This is a genomic window from Micromonospora carbonacea, from assembly GCF_014205165.1.
GTDB lineage: Bacteria > Actinomycetota > Actinomycetes > Mycobacteriales > Micromonosporaceae > Micromonospora > Micromonospora carbonacea.
The window spans coordinates 1228275-1246794 of sequence record NZ_JACHMZ010000001.1 but is presented as its reverse complement, the minus strand read 5'-3'; the positions used below and the strand labels follow the sequence as shown (position 1 = coordinate 1246794).

The window sequence follows — 18520 nt, the reverse complement described above, 5'->3', positions numbered from 1 at the left end:
TCTCCTCCATGGTCAGTCCACCGGGGCGAGCGATGGGTTGCGGGTCGCGGCGTGGTCGGCGCCGGCGAGGACGTCACGGACCAGGCCGGCGTTGCGGGAGACGTACTCCTGGTCGAACATCTCGGCGTGCGTGCCGAACCCGGCGAGCAGCCCGTCCTGGCTGCGCGACGCGCCGGACCAGCTGCCGTGCGCACCCGCCGCGTAGAACTCCACCCGGTGCTGGTCGCTGATCACCGTCACCGGCGCCGCGACGGTGCCCAGGTTCGGGGTACGGGCGCAGAACCCGATGTACTCGCGGGCCTGTTCCCGGGTTTCCCGGGCGACGATCTCCGAGCCGGTGTGCCGGCGCAGGTGCTCGGCGAGTTCCCGCTCGAACGCCGCGAACTGCTCCGGGCCGAACTCGAACTCCGCGCCGATGCGGTAGGAGTCGACGATGACCACGTGCCGCACCGTCCGGCCCCGGCGTTCGAGCTCCTTCGCCACCTCGAAGGCGACGTTCCCGCCGAGCGAGTAGCCGAGCAGCCGGCAGGCCCCGTCCGGCTGTAGTTCGTCGACCAGGTCCGCGTACCGGACGACCTTGTCGTCGCCGGGAACGTGGTTGAACCCCACGACGTGGTACTCCGGCAGGTGCATGACGAACTGCCGGTAGACCAGGCCGTGCCCACCGGCCGGCGGGAAGCAGAACAGCGTCGGTCGGTCCGCCGGGTTGAACGTCAGGTACGGCCGCCCGCCGGCGAGCCGGCCGGTGACGATGAGCTCCAGCGTCTTCGACATGCCGTGCAGGGTGGTGATCTGGAAGAGGCGGCTGACCGGGATCTCGATGTTGAACTCGACCTGGAGGCCGTAGATCAGCTCGACGAGCTTGATGGAGCTCCCCCCGACCGCGAAGAAGTCCTGCTGGAGCCCGACCTCGTCGAGGCCGAGCAGCGCCCGCCAGTGTTCGGCCATCCGGGTCTCGTACAGCGTCACCGGCGGGTCGTACCGCCCCTGCTCGGGGTCGGGCCCGGGCGGCGGGAGCGCCGCCTGGTCGACCTTGCCGTTGGGGGTCAGCGGCAGCGCCGTCAGTTGGTCCAGGTGTGCCGGGATCATGAACGTGGGCAGGTGGTCGGCGAGGTGGCCGCGCAGCTCCCGCCGGTCCAGCACCGCGCCGTCGGCCGGCACGCAGTACGCGCAGAGGACGGGCTCGCCCGCGGCGTCCGGGCGGACCACCACCACCGCCTCCGCCACGCTGGGCAGCGCCTTCAGGCGCGACTCGACCTCACCGGTCTCGACCCGGTGTCCGCGTACCTTGACCTGGGTGTCGGCCCGGCCGAGCAGGTGCAGGACGCCGCCGGCGCCCCAGCGGGCCAGGTCCCCGGTGCGGTAGAGGCGCACCGGGGCGGCACCCGGCCGGCGGCTCAGCGTCCGGGTGACGAAGCGCTGCCCGGTCTGCTCGGCGTCGCCGACATAGCCGGTCGCCACGCCGTGGCCACCGACCCACAGCTCGCCGGGCACGCCGGGCGGCACCGGTTCGCCCTGCTCGTCGAGCAGGTAGACGGCGCTGTTCGGGAACGGCCGCCCGATCGGCACGACGTGGCCGGGGTCGAGGGTGTCCAGCGGGCCCTCGAAGTAGGTGCTGTCGATGGTCGCCTCGCTCAGGCCGTAGGAGTTGATCACGCGGGTGTGCGGGCCGCCGAGTGCGCCCAGGCGCTGGTACTCCTCGACCGTCCAGACGTCGGAGCCGACGATCAACAGGCGCATGAACTCCAGCCGGCGCCCCTCCCGCTCGCAGTAGCTGAGCAGCCCCCGGGCGACGGCGGGGACGAACTCGCCGCAGTCGACGCGTTCGCCGACCATCGTGCGGTACAGCCGGTCGGTGTTGAACAACAGGTCACGGGTGACCAGGACCAGGGTGCCACCGGAGCAGAGGGCGCGGACGAGATCGCCGGCGAACACGTCGAACGCGAAGCTGGCCATCTGCAGGTGCACCCGCACCTCGTCGAGGCGGTACTCCTGCCGCCAGCCGCCGTACACCGCGGCCAGGTTGCGGTGGGTGACCTGGACGGCCTTCGGCAGACCGGTCGAACCGGAGGTGTAGATGACGTAGGCGGGGTCGTCCGGGCCGACGCGCACGTCGGGGGCGGCGGCGGGCTCGTTCTCGGCCTCCCGCAGCAACGCGTGCAGGTCGAGCACCCGGGCAGCCGTTCCGGACGCCTCGGTGAGGCTGTCGCGGGCCGCGCCGTCGGCGAGCACCAGGGCGGCCCCGGCGTTGCGCAGCATGTACGCCAGCCGCTCCTGCGGATAGTCGGCGTCGAGCGGCAGGTAGGCGCCGCCGGCCCGGAGCACCGCGAGCACCGCGACGACCAGCTCCGGGGACTTGTCCAGGCAGAGCGCGACCACCGCGCCGTCGCGCACACCGAGGTGGCGCAGCCGGTGGGCGAGCTGCTGCGAGCGCCGTTCCAGGGTGGCGTAGTCGAGCCGGCGGGTGGCGGCCGCGCCGCCGGAGCCGGCCGGCGCCACGACGGCGACGGCGTCCGGCCGCTGCGCGGCGATCCTGGAGACCAGCTCGTGGACCGGGGTGTCGCACGGGGCCTGCCGCCGTGCGCCGCTCCAGTCGTCGAGCAGGAGTTCGCGCTCGTCCGTGCCGAGCAGTTCCAGCCGGCGGACCGGCTGCTCGGCCGCCGACCGGGTCATCGTGTCGAGCAGTTGGACGTAGTGCCGCGCGATCCGTCGCACCGTCTCCGGCAGGAACAGGTCGGTGTTGTACTTGAGGACGCAGTGGAACTGATGGTCGGCCTCGTCCTCGTAGACCGACAGGGTCAGGTCGAACTGCCCCTCCTCCTCCGGCAGTTCGATGTACTCCAGCCGGTAGCCGTACTTCTCGGTCGCCACCTTGTGGGTGAGCAGGATGAACATCACCTGGAAGACCGCCGAGCGGCTCGGGTCGTGTTGCAGGCCCAGCTGCTCCACCAGCAGCACGAACGGGTACTCCTGGTTGTCCAGCCCGTTGAGCACCGTGGTGCGCACCTGGGCCAGCAGATCGGCGATCGAGGGGTCGCCGGACAGGTCCGCGCGGAGCGGCAACGGGTTGACGAAGTACCCGTAGGTCGAGGCGAACTCCTCCTCGGTCCGCCCGGTCACCGGGCTGCCCACGATGACGTCGTCCTGCCCGCAGTAGCGGTGCAGCAGGACGTAGTAGGCGCACAGCAGCACCATGAACACGGTCGCGTTGTGGTCGCGGGCCATCGCGTGCACGCGTGCGGTCAGGCCCGGGTCCAGGGTGAAGAACTCCGACGCGCCGTTGTTGGTCTGCACCACCGGACGTGGCTTGTCGGTGGGCAGGTTGAGGATCGGCACCTCAGCCGGCAGGTGCGCCCGCCAGTAGTCGAGCGACCTGCGGGCCTGCGGGCTGCCGAGGAACCGGTTCTGCCAGTTGAGGAAGTCCAGGTAGCGGGCGGACACCGGGGGGAGCTGCGCGGGTCTGCCCTGCCGCAGCCCCTCGTAGACGGCGAGCAGTTCCTCGATGAAGGTGAAGGTGGAGATGGCGTCCGAGACGATGTGGTGGACGGCCTTCATGATGACCCACCGCTGCGGGCCGAGCCGGAACAGCCGGAAGCGCACCAACGGGTCGCGTTCGAGGTCGTACGGGCGTCGGTACTCCTGGATGATCGTCTGGTAGGTGTCGGCCCACGCCTGGTCGCGCACGTCGAACAGGGCGACGTCCGCCCGGCCCTGCGGGTGGATCCGCTGCACCGGCCGGCCCTGTTCGAGCAGGAAGTTCGCCCGCAGGCTGGGATGACGCGCGACGAGGACCCGGACGGCCTCGAACATCAACTCCGGGTCCAGTTCGACCCGCACCTCGACCGCGCCACCGATGTTGTAGGCGAAGCCGTCGGGGTTGAGCTGCTTGAGGAACCACAGCGCCTGCTGGTTCTGGGTCAACGGATAGCACTGTTCGTCGGTGTGGACCTCCACGTCGGCGCCGCCCGTGGCGGTGTCCGCGGCGAGCAGGTCGACCAGTCCCTCGTACGCCTGCTCGACCAGGTCGGCCAGCGGCGCGCCGCTGAGCAGTGCCACCACCGGCAGCGACACGTGCATCTCGGCGGCGACGCGGGCGCGCAGCTCCATGGCGAGCAGCGAGTCCAGGCCCAGGGCGGTGACGTTGGCCGCCGGGGCCACCCGCTCCGGGGGCACCCTGAGCACGGCCGCCACCACCGCGGTGAACCGCTCTCCGAGCAGCAGCCGCCGCTGGTCGGCGTCGGCGGCGCGGAACGCGTCCAGGAAGCTGTCGCGGTCGGCGTCCGGCGGCTGCGCCGCCGTCACGGCGAGGTCGGCCACCAGCGGCGGCACGGAGGGGTACCAGGCCAGGAAGGTCGGCCAGTCCACGATGGTGGCCACCAGCAACTGCGCCCGGTCCTGCCCGATCACCCGTTCGAGCACCGCCATCCCCGCCTCCGGCGACAGCGAGCTCATGCCGCGGCTGTGCCGGTAGTGGTGGACCAGGCCGAGTTCGGTGATCATGCCGGTGGCCCACGGCCCCCAGTCCAGGCTCAGCGCCGGCAGCCCGCTGGCGCGGCGGTGCTGCGCCAGCGCGTCCAGGAAGGCGTTGCCGGCGGCGTAGTTGCTCTGCCCGGCGGTGGTGAGCAGCGAGGCGATCGAGGCGAACAGCACGAAGTGCTCCAGCGGCTCGTCGCTCAGGTGGCGGTGCAGCAGGTAGGCGCCGAGCACCTTCGGCCCGTACGCGGTGTCGAACGCCGCCCGGTCGGTGTCGGCGAGCAGCGTGTCGCGGACCTGGCCGGCGAGGTGGAACACGCCCCGGATCGGCGGTGCCTGGCTGGCGCGGTAGTCGGCCAGCCAGCCGGTGATCGCGGTCTCGTCGGTGACGTCGAGCCGGGCCAGGACCGGTTGGCAGCCGAGCATCTCCAACTCCATGAGGAAGGCGATGCGGTCGCGGGTCGCGTCGTCCCAGCCCGGCTCGCCCCACCGCTGCCGGGGCGGGACCGGGCTGCGCCCGAGGAGGACGAGCCGGCGGGCCCCCCGGCGCACGAGGGTGCGGCACAGCAGCCGACCCAGCGCGCCGAACGCGCCGGTCACCAGGTAGGCGCCGTCGGCGCGCAGGCGCAGCGGCAGCGGGCGGGTCAGTTCGTCGGCCGGGCGCAACCGGCTGGTGAACCGGCCGTCGCCGCGCAGGGCGATCTCGTCCTCGTCGGCGACGACCAGTTCCCGGAGCAGGGCCGCCGCCTCCGCCCGTCGGGCGGTCCGGTCCCGGCCGCCGGCCGGGTCGAGGTCGACCAGCTTGCCCGGGTGGTTGAGCAGTTCCTGGTGGCGCAGCACCCGGCAGACGCCCCAGGCGGGCGCGCCCAGCGGCCGCACCCGGTCCGTCTCCTGCACCGCCTGCGTGCCCCTGGCGACGACGTGCAGCCGGCCGTCGGTCCCCTGGGCCTGTAGCGCCTGGGCGAGCGCCACCAGGGAGTAGACGCCGATGCTGGTGTGCTCGGCGACCTCGCCGGCGGCGACGTGGTCCAGCGGCGGCAGGTCCAGGCCCCACAGGTGCACGACGTCGTGCGACGGTCCGGAGCCGGCCGCGCGCAACTCGGTGAGGAGGCGGTGCATGTCGTCGGCGTGGCCCGGCCGCACGGTCGAGCCCGCACCGTCGCGGTCGAGGTGGTAGCCGGGTCCCGGCCGGACCAGGTGGCAGTGACCACCGCGGGCCGCCACCAGATCGGCCAGTTCCTCGGCCAGACCGTCCCGGTCGGCGAGGACCAGCCACCGGTCGCCGGCCAGGTCGGTGCTCCCGGGTCGCGTCTCGGGGTCGGCCAGCGGCTCCCGCCGCACCCACCGGAGTTCGGCGAGCCAGCTGTCGATCGTGCCGACGCCGACGGCGGCGGTGGCCTTCTCCACGTCCGCGGCGCGGAAGCCTCCGACGTGGCCCAGCGGGGTGCCGTCGTCGGCGTAGACCGCGATGTCGCCGACCAGCTCGTCGGCGTCGCGCCGCACGATCGTCGCGTGTGCCCACAGCGCCTGGTCGCCGACCGGGTCGAGGCGGACCTCCGCGATCGACAGCGGCAGCCGGATGCCGGTGTGCCCGTCGTCCGGATCTTCGGCGTCGAGCAGTTGCGGGGTCAGCAGGGTCTGGAAGCAGGCGTCGAGCAGCACCGGGTGGACGTGGTGGCCGGCGGCGGAGCCGTCGAGCACGGCCGGGGGTCGGATCCGCGCCAGAGCCTCGCCCGGGCCGATCCACACCTGCTCGATCCCCCGGAAGGCCGGGCCGTAGTGGTAGCCGAGGGCGGCGAGGTCCGCGTAACACCGCGCGCCGTCGAGGTGGTGCGCCAGGCGTTGCGTCACCGCGTCGACGGCCAGCCGGGAGACGCGCCGGCCGGGTTGGCCGGCGAGCAGGGCGCCGGTGGCGTGCACGGCAGGCTCGGACGAGTCGGCGACGATCGAGGCCACGGTGAACTCGCCGGAGTTGGCGGCCACCGACAGCTGCACGGTCCGGGACTCGCTGGCGGACAGGAACAGGGCCTTGCGCAGTTCGATGCCGGCCAGCGTCGCCGCGCCGCCGTCGGTGAGCGCGCGGACCGCCTGCGCCGCCATCTCGAGGTAGCCGGCGGCCGGGAACACCGCGTTTCCCTGGATGCGATGGTCGTCGAGGTACGGCAGGTCCTCGGTGTCGAGCCGCACCTCCCAGGTGGGTTCGGCGCTGGCCAACCGCCGGCCGAGCAGCGGATGGTCCCGCTGCCCGAGCCTGACCTGCGCGACGGGGCGCGGCTCCGCCCAGTATCGGTCGCGCCGGAAGGGGTAGCGGGGCAGCGGCACCGGCGTTCCGGCCGGGTGCAGGACGTCCCAGGCGATCTCCACGCCGAGGTTGTGCAGGGCGGCGAGGGACAGGAGCATGCGCGCCGACTCGTCTTCCCCGCGCCGGATCGACGGCAGGGTGCGACCTTGCAGGCCCCTGCCGGCGAGGCACTCCTGGATGGAGTAGCCGAGGACCGGATGCGGGCCGATCTCGAGAAAGAGGCGGTACCCGTCGTCGGCGAGCCGGTCGACCGCGCCACGGAACCGCACGCTGTCGCGGACGTTGCGCCACCAGTAGTCGGCGTCGAGTTCGGGGCCGCGGGCCACCCCGTCCTGCCCGGTGAGGTAGACGGGTACCCGGGTCGGGCGCGGGGCGAGGCCGTGCAGCGAGGTGAGCAGCTCGTCCTTGATCATGTCCATGGCGGCGCTGTGGTACGGCACGCGCACCGCGACGAACTTGGCGAACGTCTGTTCCGCGGCGAGCTCGGCGGCCAGCTCGGCGAGGGCGCTCTCGTCACCGGCGAGGGTCACCGCGCCGGGGCTGTTGACCGCGGCCACGGAGACCCGGCCGCCGTAGCGCCGGCTCCGCTGCCCGGCCTCGGCCTCGGTCAGCCCGACCGCGAGCATGGTGCCGGTGCCGACGAGCTTCTGCTGCAACCGGCTGCGGTGCACGACGATCCTGACCGCCTCTTCGAGGGAGTAGACGCCGGCCTCGTAGAAGGCGGCGACCTCACCGGTGCTGTGCCCCACGATCGCGTCGGGACGTACGCCGTAGCTGCGCCACAGGGCCGCCAGGCCGACCTGGACCGCGAAGTTGGCCGGCTGCGCGAGCCAGGTCTCGGCCATGCGCGAGTCGGCCTCGTCGGCGTTCAGCTCGTCGAGCAACGACCAGCCGGTGATCCGCCGGATCTCCCGGTCGCAGCGGTCGACCGCCTCCCGGTACACCGGCTCGTCGGCGTAGAGCTGGCGGCCCATCGCCCACCACTGTGGGCCCATGCCGGTGAACACCCAGACCAGCCCGCGCTCGGCCGCGTCGTGCCGGTGGCCGGTGAGCACGTGTGGGTGCGGCTCGCCGCGCAGGTAGGCGCCCAGCGCCTCGTCCACCGAGGCCCGGTTCGCGTCCGCCGTGGGATACACGACGGACAGGCGATGCTCGTGGTGCTGGCGGCGGCGGGCCAGCGTGTAGCCGAGATCGGCCAGCGCGACGGCGTCGGGTCCGCCGGCCCCGGCCAGCTCCTCGCGGATGCCCGCGGCGAGCTCCGGGAGGGCGGCGGGGTCGCGCGCGGTCAGGGGAAGGATCGTGTACGCCGGTGCGCCGGCCGGGGGCGCGGCCGGGGCCGGCCGTTGTGGTGCCTCCTCGATCAGCACGTGCGCGTTGGTGCCGCCGAAGCCGAAGGAGTTGACCCCGGCGCGGGCCGGCCCCCGGTGCTGCGGCCACGGTGTGGGCGCGGTGGGGATCTCGAACGGCAGGGAGGCCAGGTCGATCTCGGAGTTGACCTGATCGAGATTGATGTGCGGGGCGATGACGCGGTGCTTGACGGACATCGCGGTCTTGATCAGGCCCGCGACGCCGGCGGCTGACTCGGTGTGCCCGATGTTCGTCTTCACCGACCCGACGTAGCAGGTCTCCCCGGGCCGGCGGCCGATCGCCAGCGCCCGGCCCAGCGCGTTGGCCTCGATGGGGTCGCCCACCGGGGTGGAGGTGCCGTGCGCCTCCACGTACTGGAGGCTGCCGGGGGCGATCCCGGCCTCGGCACACACCCGCTCGATGAGGGTGACCTGGGCGTCGGCGCTCGGCACGGTGATGCCGTTGGTGCGGCCGTCCTGGTTGACGCCGCTGCCGATAATCACCGCGTGGATCGGATCGCCGTCCCGTAGCGCGTCCGACAGCCGCTTCAACGCGACCGCCCCGACGCCCTCGGCCCGGACGTAGCCGTCGGCCGACGCGTCGAAGGTGCGCGAGCGGCCCTGCGGGGACAGGAATCCGCCTTTCGTCTCGGCGATGGTGTACTGCGGGGTCAGGTGCAGCAGTGTCCCGCCGGCGAGCGCAAGGTCGATCTCGCCGCGCAACAGGCTCTGCCGGGCCAGGTGCACGGCGACCAGGGAGGAACTGCACGCGGTGTCGATCGACATGCTCGGGCCCCGGAAGTCGAAGCAGTACGAGATGCGGTTCGACACCATGGTCATCATGGTTCCGGTCGCCGTGTGCGCCGCCAGGGTCTCGAAGCTCAGGTCCGAGAACTGGAGGATCTTGTAGTCCAGGGTGAACGCGCCGACGAACACCCCGACGTTCCGTCCGGCCAGCTCCGCCGGCTTCTGCCCACCGTCCTCCAGCGCCTCCCAGCTGACCTCCAACAGCTTGCGCTGCTGCGGATCCATGTGTTCGGCCTCGCGTGGGCTGATGCCGAAGAAGGCCGGGTCGAATTCGGCAATTCCGTCGATGTAGCCGCCCCGACCGCCGACCAGCCGCCCCGGCTTGGCCCGGTCCCGACTACCGAGCGTGGCGATATCGTAGCGATCCACGGGCGTCTCGGTAATGCAGTCCTTGCCGGCGAGGACGTTCTGCCAGAAGGTCCGATAGTCCGATGCGCCACCGGGCATACGACACCCGATACCGATGATGGCGATCTTTTCCGAGTCGCCGGCGCCCGACGAGTTCTGCTCTTGCGCACCGGCAGCACGGGAATACGTCATTGTCGAGTCCTTCTGGGTCGCGGACGGGACGAACGGAAGACACGCATGCGGGGTGTCAGCCACGCGCACCTCGGGCAGCGGCTCGGGAGCGCCACGGGTGCACCAGGCTGGCGACGATTTCACCGGTCGGTGGGAACGATTTCGGATTGTGCAGCCCGACCGCGGCCGGACGGCGGCCCGAACGCCACGTGAAGGTGCCGAAGAGCTGATCCCAGATGGAAAGATCGGAGCCGAAATTGCCGGCCTCGGCGAGGTCCGTGCTGTGATGGAGACGGTGCTGCTCAGGGCTGCTGAAAACATGGTTCAGCCAACCGATGCGCACATCGATGTTGGCGTGGATGAAGTAACCCTGGACGATGACGAACAAGCCGATGGCGAAGACGGCCGGCTCGGAGAATCCGGCGAAGGCGAGCGCCAACTGCACCGCGCCCTGGGCGAGCACGATGTCGAAGATATGGTTGACGCCGTTGTTGCCGACGTTGACCTTGTCCGGCACGTGGTGCACCCCGTGGAGTCGCCACAGCCACGCGTTGGTGTGCCCGAGCCGGTGCATGACATAGCTGGCCAGCGAGCCGAGCAGCACCGCGAACGGCACCTCCACCCACAGCGGGAGCCACCCCTGGGGCACGGCGACCACCCCGACGAGCGCCATGATCGGCAACTGGGCCAGCCCGCCGCCGAGCACCGTGAGCAGAAAGTAGATCCCGTACCAGCGCCATTCACGCAGACTCGGATGCCAGGCCGGTTCGTACGGGATCAGGCGCTCAAGGACGGCGAAATAGGTGAGCGAACCGACCAGAAAGGCGAAGTTGACGGCCCCGAGGTTCCACCCGTACCGCAGCGCGGCCACGCCGACCACGACCATGGCGACGACCAGTGTCGGGTAGGCCGCGATCCGCCCGACGGCGCGCGCGGCCGAGCTGGCACGGGCCCTCGGCGCGGGCGACGCCAGAGCGGTGTCGCAGTCATAGGAAATGTCCACGCTCTCTCCATCGCAGGTCTTGTCGGCCGCTCAACCCAAGCGGGCTGGCGATTACGTCTTGGCACACCGTGAGGCGCGGTGGAGACGGGCTGTCTCAGCGCACGGAACAGCCGGTTCGACACGACATGACGACAGCACGGGACGGGGTACGGCCGTCTTTCGGGGACACGCTTGCATCAACAACGAAATGGCATTGGCGAGCCTGGGATTCTTACGCGGCCCAGGTTTGGTGCGGCATCGGCCCGACATCGACCATGCGGGCATCTTCCGTGAGCGCCGAGCGTGGGCGCGAGTGGCACAAGACCCCTCTCCCCCTTTGCACTGCCGTGCTCACAGACAGTAAAACGATTGGCGTCGAGATCGGTAGCCGCCTATCACCATCTGAACGCTGCAAACCTGACACCCGGAGCGGACCGGGTTACTGTTTGTCACGAAATTACAGTCTTTGGTGGATCAGAATTGCCGACCTGGCGCGCAGGATCGGATGCGTGCGCGCCGGTCCTGCGGGACACCCACCTGGGAATGGGCGCACCGCTGTCGGCCTTGGCGCGACTAGTCGGCTCGCGCCCCACCCGGATGCTCGACAAGCGGATGGCCTCGAACGATTGGCGCGCTGGCGGCAACACCGGTCGCGGCGGAACGTCGCGGCGGCCGAACGGCATCAACAGCCGCCGGTCGGCGAGGGACCGGGGTATCTGTTTCGGGTGGGGCGGACGGGACTCGAACCCGTGACCGAGGGATTATGAGTCCCCTGCTCTAACCCGCTGAGCTACCGCCCCGCAACCGCGCCGGATCGTAACCCGCCCGGCGAACACCGGCCAGCACGAAACGGCCCCACCCGTCGGCGGCGGATCGATGATCCAGCACGATGGGCAACGCGAGGATAACAGCACGCAGCGGTCCGCGACGGCCTCAGCCCGGCGCGCGCAGCTCGGCCAACACCGCCCCAGCGGCCCGCCAGCCGCTGGCCAGCGCGCCCTGGATGGACGGGCTGTCGCGGTGGTCCCCGGCGACGAAGAGGCCGCCGCCGAGCGCCACCGGTTTGCGCAGCCGCCCCTGCGGCGGCGGCGCGGCGGGCAGCGCGGCGGGGACGTCGACGGTGGTCAGGTGCTCCCAGTCCGCCGTGGGGCGGCCGTAGAGGCGGGCCAGCTCGGCGCGGACGATCGGCTCGGGCGGGGCGGACGGGCCGACGACGGAGGTGGCGACGAGGTGCCGCCCGGCGGGCGCGTACGTGGGCGCGGCGTGGCTCAGCACGACGGTGTTGGCGACGAGTTCCCGGCGGTCGCCGTCGACGAGCAGGATCGGCTCGTCCAGGGGCGGGGTGTCGGTGGCGTGGTAGTAGGTGGTGTAGGCGTGCATGCGTACCCGGTCGAGGGCCGGCAGCAGCGTGCCGGCGGTGGGCGGGTCGACGGCGACGAGCACGGCGCGGCAGCGCAGCTCGCCGGCCTGGGTGCGTACCCGGTGGGGGTCGACCCCGGTGACGGGCGCGCGCAGCTCGACCAGGTCGGCGGGCAGCGGCGCGGCGATGGCCCGGGGCAGCGCCCCCATCCCCTGCGCCGGCACGCCGACGCGCCCCCGGGCGAACGAGCGCAGCACCATCGCGAGCACGTGGCCGGAGGTCTCCAGCGCCCGGCCGACGAGCACGCCGGACAGGAAGGGCCGCAGCAGTTCCTCGATGATCGCGCTGGAGAGGCCGGCGCGGCGCAACGCCGCCTCGGCGGTGGTCTCGGGGGCGTCGAGCAGCCGGCCGGGCGGCAGGGTGGCGCAGCCGGCGGCGAGCGCCGCGAACCGGAGCCGGTCGCGCAGCGAGCCGACGCCGGCCCGCGCGGTGCCCGCCGCCCCGGCCGGCTCGCGCAGCGGGTTGACCAGCCGGGCGACGGTCGCGCCGCGCCGGACCAGCACCCCGGGGGTGAACCAGCCCAGGTCGAGGGTGGCCAGGTCGAGCAGCGTGCCGAGCCGGGGGTACGCGGTGTTGAGCACCTGGAAGCCCCGGTCGATCAGGTACCCGTCGACCGTGTCGGTGGCGACCCGGCCGCCGAGCCGGTCGCCGGCCTCCAGCAGCCGCCAGGACACGCCGGCGCGGTGCAGCCGGCGGGCGGCGGCGAGCCCGGCGAGGCCGCCGCCGACGATGACGACGTCGTGCTCAGCGGGCATGGCGCGCCTTCCGGTCCGTGCGGCCGAGCCGGCCGGGCCACCAGATCCGGGCCCCGATGTCGTACGACAGGGCGGGCACCAGCAGCGACCGGACGACGATGGTGTCGAGCAGGACCCCGACGGCGACGGCGACGCCCAGCTCGACGAGGACGACCAGCGGCAGCACGGCGAGCGCGGAGAACGTCGCGGCGAGCACGATGCCGGCGGAGGTGATGACGCCGCCGGTGACGGCGAGGCCGGCGAGGACGCCGGGGCGGGTGCCCCGGTGCACCGACTCCTCGCGGACGCGGCTCATCAGGAAGATGTTGTAGTCGATGCCGAGGGCGACGAGGAAGACGAACGCGAACAGCGGGAACGACTGGTCGACGCCCGGGTAGTCGAGCAGGTGGCGGAAGATCAGCGCGCACAGCCCGAGGGTGGCGAGGAACGACAGCACCACGGTCGCGATGAGCAGCAGCGGGGCGAGCAGGGCGCGCAGCAGCAGGGCCAGGATGACGGCGATCACCAGGAGCACCACGGGGATGATCACGTTGCGGTCGCGGGCGGACGCGTCGGAGGTGTCCACGTTGATCGCGGTGAACCCGCCGACGACGGAGTCCGAGCCGGGCACGCCGTGCACCGCCTCGCGCAGGTCGCGGATGGTCCGCTCCGCGCCGTCGCTGTCGGGCGGGTCGGCGAGGGTGGCCTCGAACTCGACGCGGCCGTCGACCACCTTCGGCGGGGCGTTCGGCTCGGGCGGGCCGGCCTGGCTGCCCTGGGTGACGGGGCGGACGGCGGCGACGCCGGGCACCCGCTGGGCCACCTCGGCGACCTGGCCGGCGGTCTCCTGCCGGGTGAAGATGGTGGCCGGGCTGCCGGTGCCGGCCGGGTAGTGGGCGGCGATCACGTCCTGGCCGGCGACGGAGTCGGTGCGCTGGGTGAACATGGCGCTCTGGCCGAGGGTGGTGACGCCGAGCTGGGTGAGGCCGATGGTGAGCAGGGCCAGCACGGCGGCGGTGGTGAGCCAGACGACCCGGGCGCGGCGGGCGACGAAGCCGGCGATGCGGCTCCAGAGGCCGTGCTCGGTCTGCGGGTCGGCCTGGTCGACGGCGGGGCGGCGCGGCCAGAACGCCCAGCGCCCGCCGAGCACGAGCAGGGCGGGCAGGAAGGTCAGCATGACCAGCAGGGTGGCGGCGATGCCGATGGCGGCGATCGGGCCGAGCGCCCGGTTGGAGTTGAGGCTGGACAGCAGCAGGCAGAGCAGGCTGAGGATGACGGTGCCGCCGGAGGCGATGATCGCCGGGGCGGCGCCGCGCCAGGCGGCCCGCATGGCGGCCCAGGGGCGTTCGTGCCGGTGCAGTTCCTCCCGGTAGCGGGCGATGAGCAGCAGCGCGTAGTCGGTGCCCGCGCCGAAGACGAGGACGGTGAGGATGCCCTGCGCCTGCCCGTTGAGCTTGACCACGTCGTGGTCGGCGAGGAGATAGACGAAGACCGCCGCGAGGGCGTACGAGGTGCCGGCGGCGAGGAGCGGGAAGACCCACAGCACCGGGCTGCGGTAGACGACCAGCAGGATGACCAGCACCACGCTGAGGGTGACCAGCAGCAGCGGCCCGTCGATGGCGCCGAAGACCTCGATGAGGTCGGCGAGCAGCCCGGCGGGCCCGGCGACGTCCACGGTGAGGCCGTCCCGGTCGGCGCCGGCGATGGCGCGCAGCTCGTTGACGACCTGCCCGATCCGCTCCCCTTCGGCCTCGTCGATGGGCACGACCACCTGGAGGGCCTGGCCGTCCTGGCTGGGCACGGGTGGCGGGATCGGTGTGACGACGCCGGGGACCCGGGCGAACCGGGCGGCGTCGGCGGCGGCCCGCTGCCGGTCGGCGTCGGTGATGCCGGTGGTCCGCGCGTAGACGACGAGCGCCGGGGTGGTCTGCTGGTCGGCGAACTGGGCGGTCAGGTCCTGCGCCCGGGTGGCCTCGGCGTCGGCGGGCAGGAAGGAGGCGTTGTCGTTGGTGGAGACGTCCCCCAGCTTCCCGGCGTACGGCCCGGCGACCCCGCCGACGACCAGCCAGCCGATGACGACCAGCGCAGCGACAAGCGTGGCGGTGCCGCCCCGTCTTCCGGCCATCCCACCCACCCACCTCTTGAATCGACGCAGCGATCGACGCAGCGGGAGTCTAAGTCGACATCGACCATCCTGCCGGCCGGGTGCGCCCAGGCGGGCCGAAACGGCCCCGATACCCCCGCCCGGCCGGCCCTGACTCGGCGCGCGGGCTCCGCGCCCGCCTGCCGGGTCCACGGGGTGAGCGGGGAACCCCGCTCTACCGCAGGCGTTAAGAGGGGGCCCTTCCTTGCGTCAAGCGCATGCGAGGAGGCCCGCCGGCTGGGCCGGCGGGCCTCCTCGCTGTCTGCTCCCCCGTTTGGACTCGAACCAAAAACCTGCCGGTTAACAGCCGGCTGCTCTGCCAATTGAGCTACGGGGGATCGCTCGTCGCCCGGATCGGATCTCTCCGGCACCCCCGGCGACGGCACAAGAGTACAGGATTCACCCGGGGTTTGGTCCAGGGGGTTCCGACGCGGGGCGCGCCGGCGGTGGGGGCGTCCGACGCTCCCGGCAGGCGGACAATTCGTCATCCGGGCACAACCAGGCATGAGCGCGGTGGAGGATGGGTAGTTAGCTGCCGACAGAGGACTAGGCGCGAAATGCTCGTCGCCAGCGGGGTCCGCCCCGGGGAGGCGACGGCGCGTCAGGCACGGAAGGAGCCGCCATGCGCGGAAAGATCATGTTTCTTGGCGGGCTGGCTGCGGGATTCGTCCTGGGCGCCCGCGCCGGCCGGGAGAAGTACGAGGAGCTGGTCGTCCGGGGCCGCAAGGTGCTCGACCACCCGACCGTCCAGGAGGCGGCCGGCGTCGCGCAGGCCCAGGCCAACCGGCTCTACAGCGAGGGCAGGGACAAGCTCAGCCAGTCGCGGCTCGGCGAGAAGCTGAGCGGCAGCAGCAACGGCAGCGGCGACAGCGGCAAGCACGAGCTGACCGCCGCCGACAAGCCGTTCGCGGGCACCCCGGCGACGGTCGGCGCGAAGGCGGGCGGCGCGTCGGGCACCGGCGCGTCCGGGTCGGCCACGGGCGGCTCGGCCCGGCCGACGAAGCCGTCCGGCACGGGCACCAACGGCAGCACCGTCTGACTCACGGCTCACGGCGGGCCGGTCACCTCCGGGTGGCCGGCCCGCCGCTTGCCGTCGCCGGCCGCAGGCGGGGGGCGTCGGCCCGGCTCAGCCGACGACCCCCGCAGGTCACTCCAGTACGCCGGGACCAGCCACCGGCACAGGTCGGGCCTGCGCGGCTGAGCCGATCCGACCCGAGAGGGCTGCGCCCGGGACGACCGGGTGCGGCCCCGCCCCGCGTCCGGGGTGACCTGGCACTCGTTGTCGCCCTCGACGGGCGCGGCCGGGGGACGACGAGGGAGGATTCCGGACGGAGGTGGTCACGACATGACGTACGACGGCCCGGACAACGCCGACCAGGCCCGGCTGCTGCGGTTGCTCCGCGACGACGGCCCGCGTTCCCGGGTCGAGCTCGGCGACGCCGCGGGGCTCACCCGGGCCCGGCTCGTCGCGGAGGTCGACCGCCTGGTCGCCCTGGGCCTGGTGGAGACCGCCGGCCCGGCCGCGTCCCGGGGCGGCCGCCGCTCGTCGCTGCTGCGCGTCGCCGGCACGGTCCGCTTCGCCGGGGTCACGATCGGTCCCCGGCAGATCGACGTCGCGGTCACCGACGGCGAGCTGTCCGTCCTGGCCCGACGCCGCGAGCCCGTCGACGTCCGCCTCGGCCCGGAGGCGACCATCGCCCGTACGCTCGAACTGCTCGGCAAGGTCCGCGCGAACCTCGGCCTGGGCGGGCTGACCGGGGTGGGGGTGGCCCTGCCCGCCCCGGTCGCGTTCCGCGAGGGGTCCCCGGTCTCCCCGCCGGCCCTGCCCGGCTGGCACGGGTACGGCGTCCGTGACGCGCTCGCCGCCGAGCTGGGCTGCCCGGTGCTGGTCGACAACGACGCCAACGTGATGGCGCTCGGCGAGCAGCACGCCGGCACCGGCCGCGCCTTCGACGACTTCCTCTACGTCAAGCTGGGCACCGCCATCGGCTGCGGCCTGGTGCTCGGCGGCGCGCTGCACCGGGGGGCCACCAGCGGCGCGGGCGGCATCGCGCACCTGCGGCAGGGCGACGACGGCCCGACCTGCGCGTGCGGCGAGACGGGTTGCCTGGAGGCGTACTGCTCGGACGCGGCCCTGGTCCGGGAGGCGCGCGCGGCGGTAGAGGACGGCCGGTCGCCGGCGCTCGCCGCCCGGCTCGCCGAGGCCGGCACGCTCACCGTCGCGGACGTGGGCCGGGCGACGGTGGCCGGCGACCCCGCCGCGCAGGCGCTGGTCCGCGACGCGGCCCGGCGGCTCGGCCGCGTCCTGGTCGGCCTGGTCAACTTCGTCAACCCCGGCATCGTGATCATCGGCGGGACGGCCGTGGGCCTCGGGCCGACCATGCTCGCCGAGATCCGGTCGGTGGTCTACCGGCGGTCGCCGCCGCTGGCCACCGGCAACCTGCCGATCGTGCTGTCCGACCTGGACGACACCGCCGGGGTGGTGGGCGCGGCCCGCCTGGCCAGCGACGACGTCTTCGGCGTGGCGTGACCGGCGCGGCCGGCCGGACCCGGACGGGTCCGGCCGGCGTGGTCCCTGCGGCCGGGCGAGCGTCAGCGCCCGCGGCCGTCGCGCGTCAGCCCCTGCGGCCGGGCGAGCGTCAGTCCTTGCTGCTGAACGCGGCGTCGAAGGCCGCCGACGGGGCGTCGAAGGCGAGCCGCCGGACGAACTGCAACGCCTCGGGCGCGCCCACCAGGCGGTCCATCCCGGCGTCCTCCCACTCGATGGAGATGGGGCCGGAGTAGCCGATCGCGTTCAGCGCCCGGAAGGAGTCCTCCCACGGCACGTCGCCGTGCCCGGTGGAGACGAAGTCCCAGCCCCGGCGCAGGTCGGCCCAGGGCAGGTGGGACGCCAGCCGGCCGCGCCGGCCGTCGCCGGTGCGGACCTTCGCGTCCTTGCAGTCGACGTGGTAGATCCGGTCCGCGAAGTCGAAGATGAAGTTCACCGGGTCCAGCTCCTGCCACACGAAGTGCGACGGGTCCCAGTTCAGCCCGAACGCGGGCCGGTGACCGATCGCCTCCAGCGTCCGCTTGGTGGTGTAGTAGTCGTAGGCGATCTCGCTGGGGTGGACCTCGTGGGCGAAGCGCACCCCCACCTCGTCGAAGACGTCGAGGATCGGGTTCCACCGGTCGGCGAAGTCCTGGTAGCCGCGCTCGATCATCTCCGGCGGCACCGGCGGGAACATCGCCAGGGTGTGCCAGACCGACGAGCCGGTGAACCCGACGACGGTGTCCACGCCCAGCTTCGCCGCCGCCCGCGCGGTGTCCTTGATCTCCTCGGCGGCCCGCTGGCGTACCCCTTCGGGCTCGCCGTCGCCCCAGATCCGGGCGGGCAGGATGCCCTGGTGCCGCTCGTCGATCGGGTGGTCGCAGACGGCCTGACCGACCAGGTGGTTGGAGATCGTGAAGACCTTCAGGTTGTGCTTCGCCAGGGTCGCGAGCTTCCGTTCGACGTACGAGTCGTCGGCGAGGGCCTTGTCGACCTCGAAGTGGTCGCCCCAGCAGGCGATCTCCAGCCCGTCGTAGCCCCACTCGGAGGCGAGCCGGCAGACCTCGTCGAACGGAAGATCGGCCCACTGGCCGGTGAAGAGCGTGATGGGTCGCGCCATGAGTCCTACTCCCCTGTGGTGATGATGGGGGATTCCGTGTGCGTGACCGGGCGAGGGTGACCGGGCGGGGCCGGGCTGGTGCGTGGCGGCCGATGGCCGGTGCCGGTGGGCGCGAAGGGGCGCCTGGGCCCAGCGGGTTGCGCCTCC

General features: G+C 72.9%; 7 protein-coding genes and 2 tRNA genes. 2 read left to right on the top strand and 7 right to left on the bottom strand.

The annotated features are described in order from the left end of the window. Window positions 1-12: 12 nt before the first annotated feature. The 6 genes from HDA31_RS05665 to HDA31_RS05640 all read right to left on the bottom strand — a co-directional run bounded on the left by HDA31_RS05665 (window position 13) and on the right by HDA31_RS05640 (window position 15064). Window positions 13-9375, bottom strand: a complete 9363-nt coding sequence (locus HDA31_RS05665; RefSeq protein ID WP_376701362.1) for a non-ribosomal peptide synthetase/type I polyketide synthase — start codon at window positions 9373-9375, stop codon at window positions 13-15. Window positions 9376-9523: 148 nt separating this feature from the next. Continuing rightward, window positions 9524-10450 (bottom strand): sterol desaturase family protein, encoded by a 927-nt coding sequence (locus HDA31_RS32870; protein ID WP_219824950.1) that lies wholly within the window; start codon window positions 10448-10450, stop codon window positions 9524-9526. A 705-nt stretch (window positions 10451-11155) separates the two neighbouring features. After that, window positions 11156-11229, bottom strand: a tRNA-Ile gene (locus HDA31_RS05655). Between the two features lie 133 nt (window positions 11230-11362). Further along, the gene (locus tag HDA31_RS05650) at window positions 11363-12604 is read right to left on the bottom strand and encodes an NAD(P)/FAD-dependent oxidoreductase (RefSeq protein WP_178066052.1); all 1242 of its coding nucleotides are present in this window, start codon (window positions 12602-12604) and stop codon (window positions 11363-11365) included. Next, complete coding sequence (locus tag HDA31_RS05645) at window positions 12594-14708, bottom strand: MMPL family transporter (protein ID WP_178066053.1); 2115 nt, start codon at window positions 14706-14708, stop codon at window positions 12594-12596. Before HDA31_RS05645 ends, HDA31_RS05650 begins: the two co-directional genes overlap by 11 nt. A 283-nt stretch (window positions 14709-14991) precedes the next feature. Further along, window positions 14992-15064 (bottom strand) — tRNA-Asn (locus HDA31_RS05640). A gap of 284 nt (window positions 15065-15348) precedes the next feature. Here HDA31_RS05640 and HDA31_RS05635 point away from each other — a divergent pair. Together HDA31_RS05635 and HDA31_RS05630 are read left to right on the top strand one after the other, a co-directional pair. Next, window positions 15349-15765, top strand: coding sequence for a hypothetical protein (locus tag HDA31_RS05635; protein WP_178066054.1), 417 nt, complete (start codon window positions 15349-15351; stop codon window positions 15763-15765). Between the two features lie 306 nt (window positions 15766-16071). Continuing rightward, window positions 16072-17256, top strand: a complete 1185-nt coding sequence (locus tag HDA31_RS05630) for an ROK family transcriptional regulator (RefSeq protein ID WP_178066055.1) — start codon at window positions 16072-16074, stop codon at window positions 17254-17256. A gap of 109 nt (window positions 17257-17365) precedes the next feature. On the opposite strand, the gene HDA31_RS05625 is transcribed toward HDA31_RS05630, so the two are convergent. Next, window positions 17366-18373, bottom strand: coding sequence for a sugar phosphate isomerase/epimerase family protein (locus HDA31_RS05625; protein ID WP_178066056.1), 1008 nt, complete (start codon window positions 18371-18373; stop codon window positions 17366-17368). Window positions 18374-18520: the final 147 nt, after the last annotated feature.